The 21,122-nt window shown below is 74.1% G+C and carries 22 protein-coding genes; 11 read left to right on the forward strand and 11 right to left on the reverse strand.

Annotation, left to right across the window (positions count from 1 at the left end; all coding sequences use genetic code 11):
- Positions 1-53 precede the first annotated feature (53 nt).
- Positions 54-2,507, reverse strand: coding sequence for a beta-glucosidase (locus tag E6R62_RS16525; protein WP_136214195.1), 2,454 nt, complete (start codon positions 2,505-2,507; stop codon positions 54-56).
- Positions 2,508-2,687: 180 nt separating this feature from the next.
- Here E6R62_RS16525 and E6R62_RS16530 point away from each other — a divergent pair, with 180 nt between their 5' ends.
- Complete coding sequence (locus E6R62_RS16530; RefSeq protein ID WP_136214196.1) at positions 2,688-3,269, forward strand: TetR/AcrR family transcriptional regulator; 582 nt, start codon at positions 2,688-2,690, stop codon at positions 3,267-3,269.
- 88 nt (positions 3,270-3,357) lie between these two features.
- On the forward strand, positions 3,358-4,071 hold the full coding sequence (locus E6R62_RS16535; RefSeq protein ID WP_136214197.1) for a carbon-nitrogen hydrolase family protein: 714 nt from the start codon (positions 3,358-3,360) through the stop codon (positions 4,069-4,071).
- A 10-nt stretch (positions 4,072-4,081) separates the two neighbouring features.
- Here the strand turns inward: E6R62_RS16535 and E6R62_RS16540 are convergent, their stop codons facing one another.
- The 3 genes from E6R62_RS16540 to E6R62_RS16550 all read right to left on the reverse strand — a co-directional run bounded on the left by E6R62_RS16540 (position 4,082) and on the right by E6R62_RS16550 (position 6,526).
- The gene (locus E6R62_RS16540; protein WP_136214198.1) at positions 4,082-4,945 is read right to left on the reverse strand and encodes an EI24 domain-containing protein; all 864 of its coding nucleotides are present in this window, start codon (positions 4,943-4,945) and stop codon (positions 4,082-4,084) included.
- Between the two features lie 70 nt (positions 4,946-5,015).
- Positions 5,016-5,438: an organic hydroperoxide resistance protein gene (locus E6R62_RS16545; RefSeq protein ID WP_136214199.1), complete on the reverse strand. Its 423-nt coding sequence runs from the start codon at positions 5,436-5,438 to the stop codon at positions 5,016-5,018.
- 65 nt (positions 5,439-5,503) lie between these two features.
- Positions 5,504-6,526 (reverse strand): NADP-dependent oxidoreductase, encoded by a 1,023-nt coding sequence (locus E6R62_RS16550; RefSeq protein WP_136214200.1) that lies wholly within the window; start codon positions 6,524-6,526, stop codon positions 5,504-5,506.
- A gap of 114 nt (positions 6,527-6,640) precedes the next feature.
- Here E6R62_RS16550 and E6R62_RS16555 point away from each other — a divergent pair, with 114 nt between their 5' ends.
- A complete protein-coding gene (locus E6R62_RS16555; protein ID WP_136214201.1) occupies positions 6,641-7,063 on the forward strand; it encodes a MarR family winged helix-turn-helix transcriptional regulator in 423 nt (140 codons plus the stop codon).
- A 7-nt stretch (positions 7,064-7,070) separates the two neighbouring features.
- On the opposite strand, the gene E6R62_RS16560 is transcribed toward E6R62_RS16555, so the two are convergent.
- On the reverse strand, positions 7,071-8,030 hold the full coding sequence (locus E6R62_RS16560; RefSeq protein WP_136214202.1) for a hypothetical protein: 960 nt from the start codon (positions 8,028-8,030) through the stop codon (positions 7,071-7,073).
- 78 nt (positions 8,031-8,108) lie between these two features.
- Between E6R62_RS16560 and E6R62_RS16565 the strand changes: the two genes are divergently transcribed.
- Complete coding sequence (locus E6R62_RS16565; RefSeq protein WP_136214203.1) at positions 8,109-8,702, forward strand: hypothetical protein; 594 nt, start codon at positions 8,109-8,111, stop codon at positions 8,700-8,702.
- Positions 8,703-8,718: 16 nt separating this feature from the next.
- Here E6R62_RS16565 and E6R62_RS16570 read toward each other — a convergent pair whose 3' ends face one another.
- Positions 8,719-9,429: a triacylglycerol lipase gene (locus tag E6R62_RS16570; RefSeq protein WP_136214204.1), complete on the reverse strand. Its 711-nt coding sequence runs from the start codon at positions 9,427-9,429 to the stop codon at positions 8,719-8,721.
- Between the two features lie 223 nt (positions 9,430-9,652).
- Between E6R62_RS16570 and E6R62_RS16575 the strand changes: the two genes are divergently transcribed.
- Together E6R62_RS16575 and E6R62_RS16580 are read left to right on the forward strand one after the other, a co-directional pair.
- On the forward strand, positions 9,653-10,690 hold the full coding sequence (locus E6R62_RS16575) for a rod shape-determining protein (RefSeq protein ID WP_136214205.1): 1,038 nt from the start codon (positions 9,653-9,655) through the stop codon (positions 10,688-10,690).
- Positions 10,691-10,782: 92 nt separating this feature from the next.
- Positions 10,783-12,300 carry a GAF domain-containing protein gene (locus E6R62_RS16580; protein ID WP_240801723.1) on the forward strand — a complete coding sequence of 506 codons (1,518 nt, stop codon included), beginning with the start codon at positions 10,783-10,785 and terminating at the stop codon, positions 12,298-12,300.
- A 42-nt stretch (positions 12,301-12,342) separates the two neighbouring features.
- Here the strand turns inward: E6R62_RS16580 and E6R62_RS16585 are convergent, their stop codons facing one another.
- Complete coding sequence (locus E6R62_RS16585; RefSeq protein ID WP_136214207.1) at positions 12,343-12,777, reverse strand: Lrp/AsnC family transcriptional regulator; 435 nt, start codon at positions 12,775-12,777, stop codon at positions 12,343-12,345.
- Positions 12,778-12,846: 69 nt separating this feature from the next.
- Between E6R62_RS16585 and E6R62_RS16590 the strand changes: the two genes are divergently transcribed.
- From E6R62_RS16590 to E6R62_RS16600, 3 genes are read left to right on the forward strand one after another with little or no spacing between them, the layout of a single operon-like run.
- A complete protein-coding gene (locus tag E6R62_RS16590) occupies positions 12,847-13,548 on the forward strand; it encodes a LysE family transporter (protein WP_136214208.1) in 702 nt (233 codons plus the stop codon).
- A 52-nt stretch (positions 13,549-13,600) separates the two neighbouring features.
- Positions 13,601-14,962, forward strand: a complete 1,362-nt coding sequence (locus tag E6R62_RS16595; RefSeq protein ID WP_136214209.1) for a carboxyl transferase domain-containing protein — start codon at positions 13,601-13,603, stop codon at positions 14,960-14,962.
- A 40-nt stretch (positions 14,963-15,002) separates the two neighbouring features.
- Positions 15,003-15,422: a hypothetical protein gene (locus E6R62_RS16600; RefSeq protein ID WP_206308743.1), complete on the forward strand. Its 420-nt coding sequence runs from the start codon at positions 15,003-15,005 to the stop codon at positions 15,420-15,422.
- 39 nt (positions 15,423-15,461) lie between these two features.
- On the opposite strand, the gene E6R62_RS16605 is transcribed toward E6R62_RS16600, so the two are convergent.
- Positions 15,462-16,724, reverse strand: a complete 1,263-nt coding sequence (locus tag E6R62_RS16605) for an MFS transporter (protein ID WP_136214210.1) — start codon at positions 16,722-16,724, stop codon at positions 15,462-15,464.
- Positions 16,725-16,927: 203 nt separating this feature from the next.
- Between E6R62_RS16605 and E6R62_RS16610 the strand changes: the two genes are divergently transcribed.
- Positions 16,928-18,094: a glutamate--cysteine ligase gene (locus tag E6R62_RS16610; RefSeq protein WP_136214211.1), complete on the forward strand. Its 1,167-nt coding sequence runs from the start codon at positions 16,928-16,930 to the stop codon at positions 18,092-18,094.
- Here the strand turns inward: E6R62_RS16610 and E6R62_RS16615 are convergent.
- Positions 18,091-18,282: a hypothetical protein gene (locus tag E6R62_RS16615; RefSeq protein WP_136214212.1), complete on the reverse strand. Its 192-nt coding sequence runs from the start codon at positions 18,280-18,282 to the stop codon at positions 18,091-18,093. The two genes, E6R62_RS16610 and E6R62_RS16615, sit on opposite strands and share 4 nt — an antisense overlap.
- A 6-nt stretch (positions 18,283-18,288) precedes the next feature.
- On the opposite strand from E6R62_RS16615, the gene E6R62_RS16620 reads away from it, so the two are divergent.
- Positions 18,289-19,317 (forward strand): hypothetical protein, encoded by a 1,029-nt coding sequence (locus tag E6R62_RS16620; protein ID WP_136214213.1) that lies wholly within the window; start codon positions 18,289-18,291, stop codon positions 19,315-19,317.
- Between the two features lie 16 nt (positions 19,318-19,333).
- On the opposite strand, the gene E6R62_RS16625 is transcribed toward E6R62_RS16620, so the two are convergent.
- Together E6R62_RS16625 and E6R62_RS16630 are read right to left on the reverse strand one after the other, a co-directional pair.
- The gene (locus E6R62_RS16625) at positions 19,334-20,020 is read right to left on the reverse strand and encodes a GAP family protein (RefSeq protein ID WP_136214214.1); all 687 of its coding nucleotides are present in this window, start codon (positions 20,018-20,020) and stop codon (positions 19,334-19,336) included.
- A gap of 74 nt (positions 20,021-20,094) precedes the next feature.
- On the reverse strand, positions 20,095-20,508 hold the full coding sequence (locus E6R62_RS16630; RefSeq protein WP_136214215.1) for an SHOCT domain-containing protein: 414 nt from the start codon (positions 20,506-20,508) through the stop codon (positions 20,095-20,097).
- Positions 20,509-21,122: the final 614 nt, after the last annotated feature.

Raw genomic sequence — 21,122 nt, forward strand, 5'->3', positions numbered from 1 at the left:
GTGGAGGCCGTCAGGAACCTCCACCGGTCCGTTTCAGGGGTGATTTCCGGCCATCACACGCGCAGCACGGCCGTCAGCCGCGTGTCGCCGTGCGCGTGGCTCGCGCGCACCTCGTACTCGCCGCCGATCCGCCGCCACGATCCGGCCGCCTCGTCCCAGATCTCGAAGGCCCGCTCGGGCAGGACGACCTCCGCCTCGACGCTCTCGCCGGGGGCCGCCGCGACGGACGCGAAGCCGGCCAGCCGGCTCGCCGGGCGCTCCGCGGTGTCGGCGAGCGGAGCCAGGTACACCTGCACGACCTCCCGGCCCGGCCGGGAGCCGGTGTTGGTGAGCCGCACCCGCGCCACCGACCCGGTGACCTCCAAAGACGCGTACGCCCATGTGGTGTAGCCGAGGCCGTGGCCGAACGGGTAGGCGGGGGCCACGCCCAGGGCCTCGTAAGCCCGGTGGCCGACGAGGAGGCCCTCGCGGTACTCCAGCCGGCCCTCGGTGGGCGTGACCTCGGTGACGGGGGCGTCGGCGAGGACCGCGGGCCAGGTGGTGGGCAGCCGGCCGCCCGGCTCCGCCTCGCCGAGGAGTACGTCGGCCAGCGCGGCGCCGCCCTCCTGCCCGGGGAACCAGGTCAGCAGTACGGCGGCCACGTCGTCCCGCCAGGGCAGTTCCACCGGGGAACCGGCGTTCACGACGACCACGGTGTTCGGGTTCACCGCGGCGACGGCCCGCACCAGCTCGTCCTGACGCCCGGGCAGCCTCAGGTCCTTGCGGTCGAAACCCTCGGACTCGACGCGCTCGGTGGTGGCGACGACGACCACGGCGGTGTCGGCGGCCCGGGCGGCCGCGACCGCCTCGGCGATCAGCTCGTCCGCGTCCCGCCGGGGCTCCAGGTGGAGCAACGAGAACATGATCGCCTTGAGCGGCAGGGCGCTCACGTCGGGCACCTGGAAGGTCAGGGACACCTCGACGGGCTCGCCCGCGGTCAGCGGGACCCGGGCGCGTTCGCTGGGGGCGCCGAAGAAGGCCTCGAACGGATCGGCCTCGTCGCCCATCGGCTGGACGCCCTCCCAGAGCGTGCGCCCGCCCACGGCGAGGGCGAAAGCGCCGAGCCCCCGGGTGCCGAAGGCGTGCTCGCCGCTCTCGCGCGGCACGAACGTGCCGGTGACCTCGATGCTCGCCATCGTCTCGTACGTGGCGCCGGCGGGCAGGTCCTCCCCGATCCACTGGACCTGGCCGGACGGGAGGCCGGCCTCCCCGAGGACGGCGCCGGAGGCGTCGCGGCAGATCGCGCGGAGCTCGAAGCCCTTGTCGGCGGGGACGAGTTCCTCGCTGGGGTCGGCGCCGACGCAGAAGGTAAGCGAGCCGGCGGGCAGCGCGGCGGCCAGGCCGTCGAGCGGGGAGACGACCCGCTCGGGGAAGACCGTCGCGGAACCGCCGCCGAGGACGCGGGCATCGCGGGCGGCGGCGCCGATCAGGGCCACCGTGCGCCCCGGGGCGGTGTCGAGCGGCAGGGCGGCCCGCTCGCCGGAGACGGCCTCGTTGCGGACGAGGACGAAGCCACGGGCGGCGATCTCCCGGGCCAGCGCCCCGCCGTCGATCCCGGACGGGGGGTCGGTCACGACGGGGGGCGCGCCGTCCAGGGCGCCGACGCGGGCGGCGAGGCGCAGGACGTTGCGCACGGCGCCGTCCACCGCCTCCGGCGGGACCTCCCCGGCGCGGACGGCTTCGGCGAGGGCGGCCCCGTAGACGGTCCGGGGGCCGGGCATGGCCACGTCCAGGCCGCCGAGGAGGGCGCCGGCGGTGGAGCGGGCGGCCATCCAGTCGGAGACGTTGCAGCCGTCGAAGCCCCACTCGGCGCGCAGCACGTCGTTGACGAGGTACCGGTGCTCGGTCATCGTGGCGCCGTTGACCCAGTTGTAGGCGGTCATGATGCCCCAGGGGCGGGCGTCCTTGACGATGGCCTCGAAGGGCGCCAGGTACATCTCGCGCAGCGGGCGCGGCGCGATGACGTTGTCCACCGTGAACCGGTCGGTCTCCGCGTCGTTGCCGACGAAGTGCTTGACGGTGGTGCCGACGCCGCCGTCCTGGACGCCCCTCACGTAGCCGGTGCCGATGGCGCCGGTGAGGTACGGGTCCTCGGAGTAGCACTCGAAGTGCCGGCCGCCGAGCGGGGAACGGTGCAGGTTGACGGTGGGGGCCAAGAGGACGTGGACGCCCTTGCGGCGCGCTTCCTGGGCGAGGAGCCGGCCGGCGCGGCGGGCGAGCGCGGGGTCCCAGGTGGCGGCGAGCGCCGTCGGGGAGGGCAGCGCCACGGACGGGTCGTCCGCGCTCCAGCGCGCGCCCCGGACACCGATGGGGCCGTCCGACATGACCACGGAGGCCAATCCGATCTCGGGCACGGCGGGCAGGGACCACATGTCCCGGCCCGCGAGCAGACGGGTCTTGGTGTCGAGGTCGAGCTTGTCGAGCGCGGCCTCTACGGCGTCTTCGCGGGCCTGATCGGCGTCGGTCACGGCCGTGCCTCCTCGTCCGGGTGCGGGCGGTGTGTCGGTGCGGTGTGGTGTGCCGCGGTGCGGTGCGTGCGCCCATGGTGGACCCGAGACCTGTAGCTTGGTAGGTGTTGTTATCTTCTTGTGATATCCGCATGCCGTACGGTCCTGCTGGCAGGTGCGAACGGAAGGGGAGCCGGGGCGATGGTCAGGGCGAGGAGCGAGGAACGGCGGGGCGAGATCGTGCGCGCCGCGGTCGAGGTGATCGCGGAGCGCGGCTACCGGGGCGCCTCCTTGGGCACGGTCGCCGAACGCGTCGGCCTGACCCAGCAGGGGCTGCTGCACTACTTCCCCACCAAGGAGGCTCTGCTGGTCGCGGTGCTGGAGGAACGCGACCGCTGGGACACCGGCGGCGGCTCGCGCGCCTCGGCGGACACCTGGCGGCTCGACCTGCTGGCGTCCCTCGTCGACTACAACGCGATGCGTCCGGGCATCGTGCAGACCTTCTCCGCGCTGTTGGGCGAGAGCGTCACCGAAGGCCACCCGGCCCGGGAGTTCTTCACCGAGCGGTACGCTCAGGTGCGCGCCGAGATGGCGGCGGTGCTGCGCGCGGAGTTCGGCGACCGCCTCCCCTCCGGCCTCACCCCCGAGGAGGCGGCCCCGCTCCTGACGGCGGTGATGGACGGCCTCCAGTACCAGTGGCTGCTCGCCCCCCGGTCGGTGGACATGCCGGCCGCCTTCCGCTCCTTCCTGACCCTGCTGCGCGGCCCGGACGCGGCCGGCTAGACCCGGGCCGGCAGGGGTCCCGGACCGCGCGCGGCGGGCGGCTCACCCCCTCGTCGGGCCCGAGGTCGGCGGCCGGCATCCTGGGTCCGTGAAGATCGCCGCAGCCCAGCTCACCTGTGTCCCGGCCGACGTCACGGCCAACGTCGCCGCCGCCGTCGGACTCGCCGCCGATGCCCGGGAGCAGGGCGCCGAACTCGTGGTGTTCCCCGAACTGGCCCTGACCGGCTACGAACTGCACGCGCTGGCCCGCGACCCGGGCCTGTGGCTCGCGGACGCCGACGACCCCCGACTGGACCCGCTGCGGTCCGCCGGCGTCGCCACCGCCGTCAACGTCGCCCTGCGCACGGACGGACCGCTCCCCGCCATCGCCACGCTGGTCCACGACGCGGACGGCGCGCACCTGACCACGTACGCGAAGCAGCACCTCTACGGGCACGAACAGGGCGCCTTCGCGGCGGGTACCGCCGACGGCCGCTTCACCCTCGGCGACGTCCGCTTCTGCCTCGGCGTCTGCTACGACAACCACTTCCCGGACCTGGCGGCGCGGGGCGCGGCCGACGGCTGCCGGGTGCACCTGGCGAGCTCGCTCTACGGGACTGGCGACGGCGTCCGGGAGCGGGCCGACATCTACCCCGGGATCGCGCGGGACCACGGGCTGTACGTGGTGCTGGCCAACCACGTCGGCCCGGCGGGCCCGTGGACCGGCTGCGGCGGCGCCGCCATTTGGGCACCGGACGGCACGCCGATGGTCGAGGCCGACGACCGCACGCCGTCCGTGGTGACGGCCTCGGTCGGGACCTGACCGAAGCCGTCTACCAGGACTTCGGCGGCCCGAACTCCCCGGCCGGCGCGGTCCGGGCGCCGACTGCCGGCGCGGCGCCCTGCCCGGCGCCCCGGCCCGCGGAATCCCGCCCCGCGTCCTCGGCCGCGCTCTCGGTCTCCGCTCCCACCAGGTGCCGAGCCATCAGGGTCGCCCCCGCCACCGCGCCGGGCATCAGGAACACCGCCACCAGCGGCACCACGAACGCCAGCACCAGCGGCACCCCGAACCCGAGCGCCAGCGCCCGCCGCGCCTTCAGCAGCGCCAACTGCCCGTCGAGGTCGACGCGGCGCCGCTGGAGGGCGACGGAGGTGAGTTCCTGGGTGAGGAAGTAGCCGGACACGCAGAACCCGATCGCCGGGACCACGGTCTGCCCGATCACGGGGACGAAGCCGAGGGCGAACAGCAGGACCCCGTAGAGCGCCACCCGCAGCAGCAGGCGCACGCTGTCGCGGCCGGAGATCCACAGGTCCTGCCACAGGCTCCGCCCGGACTCGGGCACCTCGCCGCCCTCGGTCCGGTCGACCTGCTCGGAGAGGGACTCGTAGAACGGCTGACCGATGAGCAGGGTCACGGCGGTGAAGGTGATCACCGCGAGGAAGAGCCCGAGGGCGAACACCAGGGCCGTAAGGAAGCCCCGGAACAGCCCGAGCCACGGCTCGGACCAGTCGTCGGCGAAGGGCGTGGCCCAGGCGGTCAGGTCGTCGGCGCCGAACCCGAGGCCGACCAGGGCGCCGGCGTACAACACGAGCGCGACCAGCCCCGGCAGCAGACCGACCCCCAGCCAACGGCCGTTGGAGAACACCCACCGCTGTCCGGCCAGCAGGTACCGGAAGCCCCCCACAAGATCACTCATGCGGCCCAGTTTACGGCGGAGGCCGCACCCCCCGGAGGGAGTGCGGCCTTCGCTTCGGCACGGTGCGGGCTCAGACGGCCAGCTCGACCGTGATGTTGCCGCGGGTCGCCTTGGAGTACGGGCAGACCTGGTGGGCCTTCTCGATGAGGTCCTTGGCGGTGGCGGCGTCCACGTTCGGGATGACGGCGGAGATCTTCACGATCAGGCCGAAACCCTCGTCGTTCTTGCCGATGCCCACCTCGGCGGTGACGGTGGAGCCGGTGATGTCGGCGTTCTCGTTCTTGGCGACGACCCCGAGGGCGCCCTGGAAGCAGGCGCTGTAACCGGCGGCGAACAGCTGCTCCGGGTTGGTGCCGGCGCCGCTGCCGCCGAGCTCCTTCGGCGGGTTCACGACGACGTCGAGCTTGCCGTCGTTGGTGGCGACGCGACCGTCACGGCCGTTCTCTGCGGTGGCAACGGCGGTGTACGCGACGTCGGACTGCGTGATGGACATGAAAGTGGATCCTCCATAGGAATCGCCGTGACTCGCGCCCACGATCACGACGGTGTGGAGTGAGCCTAACGGGTGAAAGAAACGATCATCTTTCCGGTGTTCTCGCCGCGCAGCATTCCGAGGAAGGCGTCGGCGGCGTTCTCCACGCCCTCGACGACCGTCTCGTCGTAGCGGAGCTCACCGGAGCGCAGCCAGCCGGCCACGTCCTGGACGAACCGGTCCTGGATGCCGGCGTGGTCGCCGACGAGGATGCCCTGGAGGCGCAGCCGCTTGCCGATGACCTGCACGAGGTTGCGCGGGCCGGCCGCCGGCTCGGTGTCGTTGTACTGGGCGATCGCACCGCACAAGGTGGCGCGGCCGTGCACCTTGAGGGAGGAGATCGCGGCTTCCAGGTGGTCGCCGCCGACGTTGTCGAAGTAGACGTCGATGCCCTCGGGCGCGGCCTCCTTGAGCTGCTCGGCGACGGGGCCGTTCTTGTAGTTGAAGGCCGCGTCGAAGCCGTACTTCTCCGTGAGGAGCGTCACCTTCTCGTCCGAGCCGGCCGAGCCGATCACCCGGGACGCGCCCTTGATCTTCGCGAACTGGCCGACGAGGCTGCCGACCGCGCCGGCTGCGCCGGAGACGAACACGGCGTCGCCCTCCTTGAAGGAGGCGACCTCGAAGAGACCGGCGTAGGCGGTCAGGCCCGGCATGCCGAGCACGCCGAGGTAGGCGGAGAGCGGGGCCAGCGAGGCGTCGACCTTGGTGGCGTGCTTGGCGTCCAGTTCGGCATACTCGCGCCAGCCGAGGCCGTGCAGGACATGGTCGCCGACCGCGATGCCCTCGGCGGCGGAGGCGACGACCTCGCCGACCGCGCCACCGTCCATCGGCCGGTCCAGCTGGAACGGCGGTACGTAGGACTTCACGTCGTTCATGCGGCCGCGCATGTAGGGGTCGACCGACATGTGGAGGTTGCGCACCAGAATCCGTCCCGGGGCGGGCTCGGCGTTCACCGGCACCTCGCGCAGGGCGAAGTCCTCGGCGACGGGCCAGCCCTGCGGGCGGCGGACGAGGTGCCACTCGCGGCTCACGGCGGGAATCTGGGACATGAGGTGCTCCTGAGGCATGAGGGAAACGGAACCCGGCGGCGAATTACTTCACTACCTGAAACAACCATGCTCCTGGATATTTCATGTTGTCAAGTAAATGGGTACGCTGGTTCCATGCCCAGTCGTCGCACAGACCCCCTGACCCTTGAGGTCGTCGAGCTCATCGGCGACGTCGTGGCCCGCTACCACCAGGAGTACGAGCACGCGGCCGCGGGCCACCAGCTCACCGGCGCCCAGGCCCGCGTGCTGAACCTGCTGTCCCTGGAACCGATGCCCATGCGCCGCATCGCGCAGAAGCTGAAGTGCGAGCCCTCGAACATCACCGGCATCGTGGACCGGCTGGAGTCCCGCGGCCTGGTCGAACGCCGGCCGGACCCGGCGGACCGCCGGGTGAAGCTGGCCGCCCCGACGGAGGAGGGTCTGCAGACCGCGGATCGGCTGCGCGAGTCGCTCGACTTCGCGCGCGAGCCGTTGGCCGGGCTGTCCGACGCCGAGCGGGGGATGCTGCGGGACCTGCTCAGGCGGATGCTGGGCTAGCCGGGCCTCACCAGCAGAGGAACCAGCACGTCGGCTTGGGCTTCTTCGTCTGGGTGGGCGTGGGCAGCGGCGCGGGCGGCCGCGCCGTGCCGGAGGTGCTGGGCGCGGGCTGCCCCGGCTTGGTGGGCTGTACGGACGACCCCGACCCGGAAGCGGTGGGCGTCGGCCCCGGCGTCCCGGAGGCGGAGGCGCCCGCCCCCGCGCCCGGCTGCGCGGACCCGCTCGGGCTCCCGCTCGGCCCGGCCGACTTCGTGGCGTCCGCGGCGGCCTTCGCGCCCCCGGCGCCCTTGCCCGTGCCCGTCGCCCCGGAGCGCGCGGCCCCGCTCGGCGCGTCCGGCGCAGGCTCCGGCTTCTCGGGGCCGTCCTCGTCGGTCAGCACCACCTTGGCGGCCCGACCGCCGCCCTCGTCGTCCGTCGTCATACGGGCCAGGGCCACCGAACCGCCGGTGGCCAGGGCCAGCCCGAGCCCGATGCTGAGCACGGTCCGCCGACCCCGGGCCGCGCCGCGGCCGCGCGACCGGGCACGGCCGTCCACCGGCCCGGAGAGCAGCACGATCGACTCGGTGTACGGGTCGGCGGGATCGGGGGCGGCCTCGGCGGCGGCCTGGTCGCCGTACCCGGACTCGACGTATCCGCCCTGGCCCGCGTATCCGGCCTCGGGGTAGCCCGCCTCGGCGTAGTCCGCGTCGGCGTGCCCCGGATCGGCGTACCCCGCCCCGCCCGCGTGTCCGGGGTCGCCGTGGCCCCCGTACCCGGGCGGCGCGTAGGCGGGCGCCTGCGGCGGCGCGAACGCCGACTGGGCGTACCCCGGCTGGACGGGACCGGGCTGCCCATGGCCGTAGTGCTCATGGCCGGGCGCCGCGGCGGAGGCCGGCGGGGCGGGTATGAGGTACTCGGCCGGGGTTCCGCATCCGGCGCACGCGAGCGCGCCGTTGAGGTACCTCCGGCAGGCAGGGCAGTAATTCATAGGGCCCGCAGGCTACGTGGTGATCGGCAACAGCGGGATTCCGGGAACGTAAGGATCCTGTGTGGAATCGTGTCTTCCATGACCGCGACCCCGCCGACCCCGCCCGCGGCCGGCTCGGGGGCCTTCGGCCCGGCCGCCTTCCAACTGGTGCTGCTGCGCAGGATGGCGGACTTCCGGCCGGACCTCGCCGAGCAGGCCCGGCTGCGCCTGGGCGCCTCCCTCGCCGAGCAGCGGCAGGCCAACAAGCGTTGGCAGGCCATGGTCCGCTCACCCCGGTCCCGCGGCGCCTTGGCCCGCTACCGCTCGGTGCTCGGGCCGCCGGAGTCCACCGCGTCCCGGCGGATCGGCGACCTGGAGTGCGAGGCGCTGCTCTGGCCGGTCCCGCTCTGGCCCGACCTGCGCTTCGAGGTGCTGGCCGGGCCGGACGGGGCGGTGTGGAACGAGTGGCTGGTGCGGGCTCCGGGCGCGCGGGGGCCCGTACTGGAGGCCGCGCGGGACCTGCGCCCCTGGTCGGCGACGGTGGACGAGGTGGCGCGGGCCTTCGCACCGGTCCGCCCGATGGAGGGCACGGCTCCGACACGATGGCGGCTGGCCTTCACCGTGTCGGGGCAGCCGCTGGTGGCGGAGTTCACGTACGGCCTCCTCCAGGAGGTCCGGCCCGGGACGGCCTGAGGCCCCGACGCCGGCTTCAGGAGGCCAGGAAGGCCCGCACTCCGGCCGAGGTGGCGTCATCGCCGAGCAGGTCGTTGTGTTTCAGGCACCCCACGGCCACGTTGGCGGCCCCGGTCAGCGGGACGCTGTCGTCCGGGTTGACCACTTCGTCGCAGTCCGAACGGAAGGTGGCGTACGCGACCGCCCCCGGCGTCTCGTCGCCCGCGGCCAGGTTCCTCACCACGTACGACCCCGGGGTCATGTCCCGGCACGCCTGGTCCCACAGGGCGCAGGCCCAGGCGGTGGAGGTGCCGTGGTTCGGGCCGGCGAGCGAGACCCAGTGGGCGACGGCCGCCGTGCCGCCGCCGTACTTCACGTACCAGCGGCTGACGAGCGAGCCGAAGGAGTGCCCGACGATGTCCACTTTGGCCGCTCCGGTCTGCCGGCGGACCTGGTCGACGTAGGCGCCGAGCCGTCCGGCGAGGACCTCGTTCACCGACAGGTGCGTGTCGTAGCCCCAGGAGAAGAGCCGGTCGTCGGTGTACCCGTCCGCGCGCATGTCCTCGCGCAGCGCCCCCCACACTCCGGGGTCGGCGTTGTAACCGTGCACGAAGACCACCGGATCGCGGGGGGCCGCCCGCTCGGCGGACCCGCCGACCGCCCGGGCCTGGGAGGGCGCCAGGAGGGTGACGAACAGCGTCAGGCAGAGCGTCAGGAGGGCCGGCAGTCCCTGGCGGGGCGTCAGCATCGGGTCCCCTTTACCTTGTTACGCGCCGGTAGCGCGGACAGTGCGCGCATCGTGGCGCCTGTCGGTACAGAAGACCACCCCTGTGCAGCACCCTCCGGCACACGCGACCCACCCCGGCCGGAGCATCTCAACAGGCGCATGACCCTATTGACCCGAGAAGATATGAGTTGTCCGACCGGCAGTCGCCGGTCCTCTTGCGTCAGCGCTCTCGGAGGGATCTGCCGTGACCGTCAGTCTTGAGCAGTTGCGCCGCTGCCACGTCGCTGTCGACCTGGGAGCGGCCAGGACCCGCGTCTACGTGAAGGGCGCCGGCCTGGTCGTGGACGAGCCCAGCGTCGCCGCGGTGAACACCCGTACCGGGGCACTCATCGCCGTCGGCACCTTCGCCGAACGGATGACGGGCCGTACGCCCGACTACATCCGGGTGGTGCGCCCCGTCTCCGGCGGCACCGTCGTCGACATCGAGATGGCGCAGCGGATGCTGCGTCACCTGCTCGGCGAGAAGCTGCGCCGCGCCCTGCGGCGCAAGCCGCGGCTGCGGGCCGCCGCCTGCACCCCGCACGACGCCGATCCCCTCGCGCAGCGGGCGGCGGTGGAGACGCTGGTCGGTCTCGGCGCCCGGCGTGTCGAGCTGGTCGACACCCTGATCGCGGCGGCCGTCGGCTGCGGCCTGCCCGTGGAGCAGCCGACCGCGACCATGATCATGGTGTGCGGCGCCGCGGCCACCCAGGTGGCGGTGTTGTCCCTGGGGTCCATCGTCACCGCCGAGCGCATCCCGGTCGGCGGCGAGGCAATCGACCACGCCGTGGTGCAACACCTGCGCCACGCGCACGAGCTGATGCTCCCCAGCCAGGCCGTCCGGCCGCTCCAGCTGGCCCTGCACGGCAACGGCATCACCGCCGAGGGGCCGGCCTCCACCCTCATCCACGGCCGGGACGTGGCCACCGGCCTGGCCCGTTCCGTGCACGTGGACACCGCGGCGGTGCGCGACGCGATCCACACGCCGCTGACGGCGGTGCTCGACGGCATCGGCAAGGTACTGCGCGACTGCCCGCCGGACCTGGTGGCCGATCTGACGGACCGGGGCATCATGATGGTGGGCGGCAGCGCCCTGCTGCCGGGCCTGGACCAGATGCTGCGCGACGCGACGGGGATGCCCGTGGCCATCGCGGAACGCCCCGACGTGTGCGCCGTGCTGGGTCTGGGCGCGATGCTGGAAGGAAAGATCGCCCCCATGGTCCTCAACCCCCTGACCGAATGACACCACCCGCACACGAACGCCCCGAGGGCCTGCCCGGTCGGGAACCCGGCCGGCCGCGGACCCCGGGACCGACGGAGTCGGCGAGCCTGCCCATGCTGCTGGAGGCGGTGCTCGCCGTCGGGTCGGAGCTGGAACTGCGCAGCACCCTCCAGCACGTGGTGGACTCGGCCGCCGAGTTGTGCGCGGCGCGCTACGCCGCGCTCGGGGTCGTCGACCCCGAGCGCGGCCGACTGACCGAGCTGTTCACCTCCGGTCTGACCGCGGCCCAGCGGGCCGCGATCCCGCGGCTGCCCGACGGCCGCACGGGCCTGACCGGGGCGCTCATCGGCGACCCGCGCCCGCTGCTGCTCGACGACCTCGCCCGGGACCCCCGTTCGGCCGGCTTCCCGCCCGGGCATCCGCCCATGCGCGGCTTCCTCGGCGTACCCATCCGGGTGCACACCGAGGTCTTCGGCAACCTCTACCTCACGGAGAAGCGCGGCGGAGGCCCCTTCACCGACGAGGACCTGTCCCTGCTGCGGGTCCTGGCCTCACAGGCCGGGATAGCGATCGGCAACGCCCGCCTCTACGACACCGCCCGCCGCCGCGAGCGCTGGATCGAGGGCGCCGCCGCGGTGACCACCGCCCTGCTGGCGGGCCGTCCGGCGGCCGACGCGCTGATGTGCGTCGCGGAACGGGCCCGGCTGTTGGCGGACGCGACGGCGGGGGTGGTGCTCCAGCCGACCCCCGAGGGCGGCATGGAGATCGTCGCCGCCTCGACGCACGGCGATCCCGGCGACCTGGTCGGCACCACCATCGCGCCCGGTTCGGCGGTCCTGGAGCAACTCCTCGGCGGGGAGCCGGTCTTCATAGAGGATTCGGCGACGGACCCCCGGATGACCACCCACGTGCGGGAACGGTTCGGCCCGAGCATGATGCTGCCGCTCCAGAGCGGCGGCCGGCTGATCGGCACCCTCGCCCTGCCGCGGGCCCGGGGCGGACGCCCGTACGACGCCGTGGACCGGCTGCTGGCCTCGCAGTTCGCCTCGCAGGCCGCGCTGGCCCTCGTACTGGCGGACGCGCAGCACGACCGCGAGCAACTGGCCGTGTACGAGGACCGGGACCGGATCGCGCGCGACCTGCACGACCTGGTGGTCCAGCGGCTGTTCGCGACGGAGATGATGCTGGAGAGCACGAAGAAGCGCTCGGCGTCCGCCGCCGCGGGAGACACGATCGGCGCCGAACTCGGGCGGGCCGTGGACGAACTGGACTCCACCATCCAAGAGGTCCGCACCGCGATCTTCGCGCTCCAGCAGCCCCCGACGGATGCCCCGACGACCTTCCGGGGCCGGGTACTGCGAGAGACGGGCGGTGCGGCGGTGCTGCTGGGCTTCCAGCCGTCGGTGCGGTTCGCCGGGGCCGTCGACGCACTGCTTCCGGACCCGGTGGCGGCCGAACTGCTGTCCGCCCTGCGGGGCGCCCTGGCCGCCGCCCACCGCCGGACGGACATCACCTCGATCGAGGTCGAGGTGGACGCGGCCCCGGGTCGGGTCCGCCTGACGGTCCGTGACGACGGCCGGACGACAGCGGACACCAGGGGGACGACGCTCACCTGGGAGTCGCCGCTCTGAGAGCTCCCGCCGTCCCACCGCCGGCGGCGCGCGACGCCCCCGCTACCCCGGGGTGTTCGCGGCCCGGAGCGCGATCCTCGTACTGGACTGGGCGACCCCGGCCTCCCGCTTGAGGCGGCGCAGCAGCGCGTCGAGCGCGGCGGCGTCGGCGGCGCGGGCCCGTACGAGGTAGTCGTAGGCGCCGGTGACGTGGACGACCTCGGTGATTCCGGGCAGTCGGACGACCCGCTGCTCGAACTCGTCGTTGGTGACGCCCTCGCGCAGCGTCAGGTCGATGAACACGACGAGCCCACCGCGTGTGTCGGCGGCCGGGTCGACCACCACGGTGAAGCCGCGGATCACCCCGTCCCGTCGCATTCGGCGGACCCGGTCCGCCGTGGCGTTGGCGCTGAGCCCGACGCGCACACCGAGGTCGCGGTAGGAGATCCGCGCGTCCTCCCGCAGGATTCCGAGGATGTCGCTGTCCAGGCGGTCCATTCCGCGATTATCGCAGCCGCGGCCGATATTCACCGCCGTGGTCCCGGCCCCCCGGACCAGGCTCGCCGCATGAGTGATCCGAGCGCGTTGAGCGCACTGACGGTGTTGAGCACGGCAAGCGGGCCGGGCGGACTGCCGGCGCCCGCCCTCTCGGGAGCGGTCGCCGGCCTGGGGGTGGCGGTGCCGATGGGGGCGATGAGCGTCCTGCTGCTCCAGGAGGCGATGCGGCACCGCCGTACGGCGGTGGCCGCGGCGGCGGGCATCGCCGTGGTGGACCTGGGCTACGCGGCGTCGGCCACCGCACTGGGGCCCTGGGTGGCCACCAGCGTCGGCCCGGTCGAGGCCTGGGTCCGCCTGGCGGCCGGGATCGTCCTCCTCACGATCGCCGCCCGCGGCCTCCGCGCCACGCGCCGCGCCCGCGCCGCCCCGCCCGCCGCCGCACCGCCCTGCCCCGCCGCACCCGCCCCCGCCGGCGGGCGGCCGACAGCGACGTTCGCCCGCTATGTCGGCCTCACCGCCGTGAACCCCACCACCGCCCTCTACTTCGCCGCCCTCACCACCGCCCAGGGCGCGAGCCTGCGCACCGGCGGGGCCGTCGCGGCCTTCCTCGCCGGCGTCGGACTCGCCTCCCTCGTGTGGCAACAACTGCTCGTCGTGGTGGGCTCCCTCGCCGCCGCCCGGATCTCCCCGGAGGTCCGCCTCTGGACCTTCCGACTCGGCTACGGACTGGTCGCCGCCTACGCCCTCAAGATCGTGTTCCCGCTTCCGTGAGCCGCCCCACATACCGGGCCGTTGCCGCGCCTGCACGCCCTAGGGTGACCCCGTGACCACGACCCGCCTGTCGGCCCGCGCGGCCATCGCCTCCCTCGCCGACCCCGGCAGCTTCGCCGAACTCCGCGTTCCCGAAGGGGAGTCGGTTCCGGACGGCCCACTGGCCTGGGCGGGATACGACGGCGCGCGGGCCCGGGCGACCGCCGCCACCGGGGAGACGGAGTCCGTGGTCGTCGGCGCCGCCCGGGTCGGCGGGTACGAGGCCGCGGTCGTCTCCTTCGAGTTCGGCTTCCTCGGGGGTTCGCTCGGGCTGCGCACCGGGGACCGGCTGGAGGCGGCGTACCGGTACGCCCGCGAGCACCGGCTCCCCCTGGTGTCGCTGATCGCCACCGGTGGCTCCCGGATGCAGGAGGGGATGCTCGCGCTGACCCAACTCCAGCGGGTGGCCGCGCAGTCCGCCCTGACCAGGGCCGCCGGGCTGCCCCAGATCGCCGTCCTGCGCGACCCCACCACCGGCGGCGGCTGGGCCACCCTCGGGGCGGGCGCCGATGTCGTGCTCGCCCTCCCGGGCGCCCAGGTCGGTTTCGCCGGGTCCCGGGTGCGGCCGCCGGAAGCGGACCCGGCCGCCTACACCGCCGAGGGGCAGCACGCGGCCGGGCACGTCGACGCCGTGGTGCCCGCGCCGGAGCTCGCCCGGGCCGTGACCGACTGGCTGCGGTTGTTGGCCGCGCCCCGCTCGACCGAACCCGTCCCGCCCCCGGCCGCGCAGGCCGACGCGGCGGCTCCGGCGACGGGGTGGGACGCCGTCCGACGGGCCCGCCACCCGGACCGCCCGCGCGCCGGTGCGTACCTGGACGCGTACTTCGGGCTGCGCATGCCCCTGTGGGGCGACCGGGCGGGTGGCACCGATCCGGGGATGCTGTGCGGGTTCGGGCTGCGGGCGGACGGGGACGGGTCGGTGGTGGCCTACGTCGCCCAGTGCGGCACCGCCACGCTCCCGGCGGGCTACCGTACGGCGGCCCGCGTGATCCGCCTCGCGGACCGGCTCGGCATCCCGGTGCTCACCCTCGTCGACACCCCGGGCGCGGCCAACGACGCCGCCGCCGAACGGGCCGGGGCGGGGGCGGCCATCGCGGACGCCTTCGCGGCGGTGGCGGCGGCCGGCGTCCCGGTGACCACGCTCCTGATCGGCGAGGGCGGCTCGGGCGGCGCCCTCGCGCTGGCCGCGCCAGGGAACACCTGGGTCACCCCGGACAGCTATTTCTCGGTCATCGCCCCGGAACTGGCGGCGGCCATCCTCAAGCGTCCCGCCTCCCAGGCGCCCGCCACGGCGGAGCAACTCCGTATCCGCCCCCACGACCTGGTGTCGCTCGGGGTCGCGCGCGGCGTCGTGGCCCCGCGGGCGCGCCCGTGACCCGCCGCTCCCGTGGAGCGGGCCCGTACGGCTTCGGGTAGTGACCGCCGCGATCCCGCCGGCGCCCCGACCCGGAGCCGTCCGTGTCCGTACCGCCCACCACATCCGCTCCCGCCGCCGAACCGACCGCACGGCGGCGGTTTTCGGCGTGCTCGTACGCGACCTGCGCTACACCGCCCGCTGCCGCGCCGAGGCCGCGCTCGGCGGCCACCGCCCCCACCCGCGGGCCGTACGCCGCCGCGCCGTCATCCGGCACTTCCCGCGCGTGGGACGCGACCGCTCGGTGTCCCGCTGGGCCGCCCGCGAGGAACGCCGTGCGCGGCAGCGGCTGCGCGCGGACGCCCGTACGCTGCTCCGCCTCACGGACGGCGGCCGAGGCGCGCGGCTCGACCTCCGCGGGGCCGAGGAGGCGGAGATCCGGCCCGCCCGGCACCGCCGGGCCGCGCTCTGGCTCGCCTGAGCGCGCCGGCCCGTACCCCCGGAGCCGCCCGGCCCGGGGTCAGGCCTGCGGCGAGCGCGCGTCGTAGCGGGCGAAGCCGCGCCAGCGGGCCGCCAGCAGGCCCACCACCAGCACGCACCCGAGGCCCCCGCCGGTGATCGCGAGGGCCGGGGAGCCGAGGTCGGCGGCGGTCCCGGCGAGGAAGTCCCCGAGCCGGGGGCCGCCCGCGACGACCACGATGAAGACGCCCTGGAGCCGACCGCGCATCTCGTCGGGGGTCGCGGCCTGCATCATCGTCGAGCGGAACACCATGGAGACGGTGTCGGCGCACCCGGCCAGCGCGAGGAAGAGCAGGCCGAGCCACAGGTTCCGGGTCAGCCCGAAGACGGCGATGGCGAGCCCCCACGCGGCCACGGACAGCAAGATCGCCAGCCCGTGCCGCCGAATCCGCCCCTGCCAGCCGGAGAACAGGCCGCCCAACAGCGCCCCGACGGCGGGCGCGGCGACGAGGAGGCCGACGGTCTTGGCGTCTCCCCCGTACCAGAGCACGGCGATCGCCGGGAACAGTGCCTTCGGCTGGGCCAGCACCATGGCCGCCATGTCGGAGAAGAACGTCATCCGGATGTTGGGGCGCGTCCCGAGGAACCGCAGGCCGTCCATCACCGAGGCCCGGCCCCGCTTGTCCTCGCTCCGCTCCGGCGCCATCGAGGGCAGTCGCCACATCGCGTAGAGCGCGGCGACGAAGGTGACGGCGTCGATCAGGTACGCGGCCTGGTAGCCCCACCACCCGACGGCGAGACCGCCCAGCATCGGGCCGGCCATCATCCCGGAGGTCATGGTGACGGAGTTCAGCGCGTTGGCGGCGGGCAGCTGCTCGGCCGGCAGCAACCGGGGGATCATGGCCGACCGGGCCGGCCCGTTGAGTGCGCCGCAGACCGCCTGGAGCGCGACGACCGCGTACAGCAGCCAGACCCGGTTGTAGTCCGCGAGCGCGGCGGCGGCCAGGCCGACGGACAGCACGGTGAGGCCCAGCGAGCTGTAGAGACCGAGCTTGCGCCGGTCGACGGTGTCGGCGATCGCGCCGCCGTAGAGACCGAAGGCGAGGAGCGGGACCAGGGAGAAGAGTCCGACGAGCCCGACCGAGAAGCTGGAGCCGGTGATCTCGTACACCTGGAGCGAGATCGCGAGGGTGGTCATCGCCTGGCCGACCCAGGAGACGGTGTTGCCCACCCACAGCCGCCGGTAGTGCGGGGAGGTGCGCAGGGGGGTCAGGTCGGCGAATATGCGCCGCCGGGGTCGGGGCGGGGTCGTCGTAGCGGTCACAACGGATGATAACCACCCCGCGGTCGAGGGCCGCCGGACTCGGACACCTGTTCACGTCCCGGCAACGACGACCCCTCGCGCCCCGCGCGCCCCGCCCTTGCCGCTAACCCGCCACGCGCACCGGACATTTGACCGAATCGGCGTAGCCGTCACGCCTCCGGTTCCGCTCATGATGAAAAGACTCGTATGTCCAGGGAGGCGTAGTGATCGAACCTGGCAACAGCACCACGAGCACCGGCAGCGCGGACGACGGAGTCCACGCGGTCCCCCTGACGGCCCCGCTGACCGTCGGTGTCGAGGAGGAGTTCCTCCTCGTCGACGCCCGCACCTTCCGGGTGGTCCCGGCCGCCCCGCTCGTCCTGGCCACCGCCGCGGGCCTGCCCCACGAAGTGCACCCCGAGGGCACCCGCTACCAGGTGGAGATCTCCACCCCGGTCGCCGATTCGGCATCCGTGGTGCGCGAGGAGCTCGCCACCCTGCGGCGCACCCTCGCCCGGGCGGCCCGCGCCCACGGCTGCCGTCTGCTCGCCGCCCCCTCGCCGGTCGTGGCCGTGGAGGGGCCCCTGCACCTGACCGACGACGAGCCTCGCCAGCGGGAGCAGCACCGCCGGTTCGGCGCGCTCACCGACACCCTGGTCAGCTGCGGCCGCCACATCCACATCGGCACCTTCGACGTGGACACGGCGGTCGCGGTGTCGAACCGGGTCAGACCGTGGCTGCCCACGCTGATCGCGCTGGCCGCGAACTCGCCGTTCTGGGGCGGCCGGGATACGGGGCACGCCAGCTGGCGGGCGATGGCCTGGTCGGGCTGGCCCTCGGCCGGCCTGCCCCCGCACTTCACCTCCACAGCCCATTTCCGGCGCTCGGTGCAGACCCTGCTCGGCTCCGGGGCGGCCCTGGACACCAAGATGGTCTATTGGGATCTGCGGCCGTCCGGACACTGGCCGACGCTGGAGATCCGGGCGCCCGACATGTCGCCGGACATCGACACGGCGATCCTCCAGGCCGAGCTGGTCCGCGCCCTCGTGGCCACCGTCCTGCGGGAGATCGCGGAGCAGCTTCCCGAACCGGCGGTGCGGGACGACGTACTGCGCCTGGCGCGCTGGCGGGCGGCGCACGACGGGCTGGAAGGGTTCGGCCTCGACCCGTACACCGGGGCGGAACTCCCGGCGGCGGACCTGGCGGAGGCCCTGCTGGACCTGGTCGCCCCGGAACTGGCGGCGGCGGGGGAACTCGACCACGCGGCCAAGACGATGGGGGGCCTCCTGCGCGACGGCTCGGGCGCCCACCGCCAACGCGCGGCCTTCGACCGGCGCCAGGACCTGAACGACGTCCTTCGCTCCTTGGCGGACGAGACGGAGAACCTCTAGCGCCGGAAGGCCGCCCCGCCCCGGCCGGCGGCGGGGCGGCCGCGGTCGGCGCGGTTGCGGTCGGCGCGGTTGCGGTCGGCCCGGTTGCGGTCGGCGCGGTTGCCGTGGTTGTGGCCCTGGCCACAGCGGGTGTACGGCCACCGACGTCCGACCACCGGCATGCGGAGCCCGGGCCGGTCGCGCAGCATGGAGACATGGCCGGCCTCCCGCCGACGGGCGACGACGCCGTGGACCGGGAGCCACGCGCGTCCCGTGTCCGGGCGCCCGCCCGCCTGCCCCGGAGCGCATGCGCCGCACTCGCGGCGCTCTTGGCGACCGCCCTCACCGCCGTGCCCGCCGGCCCCGCCCAGGCCTTCACCGGCGGCAACCACGAGGACGTCACCCGGGCCGCCCTCCCCTGGCAGCCCCGCACGCTGGCCGCGATGGCCGACGCCCGCGACGGGGCCGTCAACGCCGACGACCACCGCCCCTACTTCGACGTCGGGCCCCTGCACTGCGACAACGCCGACTACCTCGCCCCGCGTTACGCCCCCGACTACCCCCGCACCCGGGACGAGGCCACCACCGAACTCCTGGCCTGCGTCCGGACCTCGGTGGCCCGCTTCCGCAACGCGGTCAGGGCCGCCGAAGGCCTCGTCGGTGCCGACGGCACGGTGCGGGCGGACCAGAGCGACCTGGGCTCCCCCTGTACGTGGGACGAGAAGCCCGGGCGGGCCAAGTGCGTCGTCCTCGAACAGCTCGGCCGCGGCTGGCACCCGATCGAGGACTTCTACGCGCACTCCAACTGGACCGATCGGTCCGCGCCGGGCCCGATCGGCCTCGACAACCCGCCCGGCCTGCGGCGTACGGGCCCCGCCCCGTTCCTCGACATCCGCCGCTACAGCGCCCTGGACGACGCCGCCTGGACCCGCCAGGCACGCGCGCTCATCCCGGCGGACCTCGCCACCGGCTGCTACCCGGACTTCGACTCCACCGGGCTCAAACCGGCCGGGTGCGACGGCCGCGTCTCCCACAACCGGGCCCTGAACAAGGACACCCCCGCGTCCGCGCGGTCGAGGACGGGCGACAACTTCCGGCACGCGACGGCCGGGGCTACTGCCGAGATCACCCGTCAGTGGAACGCCTTCACTGCGGAGCTGCTCGCGAGGTACCCCGATCACCGGCGCGGTGCGCGGATGGCCTGCGCGATCGTCCACGACGACCCGGCCGTCGCCTGCCGCTGAGGGGGCCCGGCGCGGCTCAGGCGGTGAGCTGGTACAGGCTCCTGCCCACGATCCACAGGCCGAGGACGAGGCAGGTGACGACGATCGCCGGATCCTTGTGGCGGTCCAGCCACGCGCGCAGGTTCGCCAGTGCCACGTGCGCCCTCTCCGGCGCGAACACCGTGTACAACTCCATGGCCAGCAGGGAGGAAGTGGCCAGGACGCAGAAGCCCAGGAGCGCCAGGAACGACGCACTGTGGGAGAGGTCGGCCTCCACCACGGTGGTGGCGGCCAGGCTCACCATGCCCCACGGCTGCAGGAGCACGGCGAGCGAGGCCGCCGACCACACCGTGGCCTCGTCCGTCCTGGACGTGATCGAGGACCGGGAAGTCTTCGGATTCCCGTCCGCCGTGCCGCCGACGGCGGCGGCGGACCGCCGGCGCCGCCGACGCCTCCTGTGCTCGCTGTACACGATCAGTCCCAGCCCGAGGGCCAGCTTGAGCGCGAGTACGGCGGTGGAGGGAGGCGAGCGCGGCGGTGGCGGCTGCCCGTCCGTGACGAGCAGGACGATGGCGATGACGGTCACGAGGCAGGCGAGCCAGGCGAGGATGAACGCCAGCCCCTTCCACACGCCGCGCGGGGCCGACACCACGAGCACGAAGGCCAGGATCGGCAAGGGGTAGACCGTGATGGCGAGGCCGATGAGGAGCAGGTCGAGCACCATGGCGACGCACCTTCATCCCGGTGCGACCGCTGCCGCACTCATCGCGGTCCTCCCGGGCGCTGCGACCGTCCGACCTATCCGGCGAGGACCTTCGCCTTGGCCTGCTCGAACTCGGCGGCCGAGATGTCGCCCCGGTTCTTGAGCTCGGCGAGCCGGGCCAGTTCCTCCGACGCGTTGCCGCTTCCGGCGCTCTGCTTCACGTAGGAGCGGAAGTCCTCCTCGGCGCGCTGGGCGCGCAACAGCTCTCGTTCGCCCATGCCGCGTCCGCGGGCGATGAGGTAGACGAAGACGCCCAGGAAGGGCAGGAGGATGACGAACACGGTCCACCCGGCCTTGCCCCAGCCGCCCAGGCCGTCGTCGCGGAAGATGTCGCCGATGATGCGGAACAGCAGCATGAACCAGAGGACCCAGAGGAAGATCATCATCATGGTCCAGAACATGTTGAGCAGCGGGTAGTCCACCGCCAGGTTCACCATCGACTCGTTCATGGCCCGTCTCCTACTCTGCTGTGGGCACAGACGTCGAGCGCGGCGTCAGACCGCTCAATGGACGGAGGGGAAAACTCCCGTCCGCCCGCGGTTCCGCGACACCGCAAGTCGTCTCCCCGGGCCTGCCGTGGGCGCCGGCCGGGTAGCCGATCACCTCGGGCGGGGGCCCGCACTCGCCTCCTCTCCCGGCCGCTCCCCGGCAGCCGAGCCGAGAATGACGCCGACCGGACCTGACGGCAGTTTCATGGTCAACCCATCCCCGGGTGATCGCCACGCGGGCGCGAACGGCGCCGCCGCAGAGCCGTCGGCGGCCGTTCACGACAGGACGTCCACCACGACCGCCCGCCGAGGGCCGTCGGAGAGGCGACGCCTGAGGCGTCGCCCGAGGTTCTCCCGGCGGTGCGGCGTCGTCCGCGAGTGGTGCTCGGGCAGGCCCGGCGTGACGCGAGCACGGCGAGCGCCGCGACCCGGGAGGAGCCCCCCGCGCGCAGGGCCACCGAGCGGCGCCATCGGAACGCGCGGCATACCGCGCACCGGAAGAGGGCCGCTGACACGCCGACACGAACAGGCGTGGACGCGGCTGTTGACCCCTCCATCGGCCCGATTCCCGGGGA

Source organism: Streptomyces sp. A1136, from assembly GCF_004795055.1.
Classification (GTDB): Bacteria; Actinomycetota; Actinomycetes; order Streptomycetales; family Streptomycetaceae; genus Streptomyces.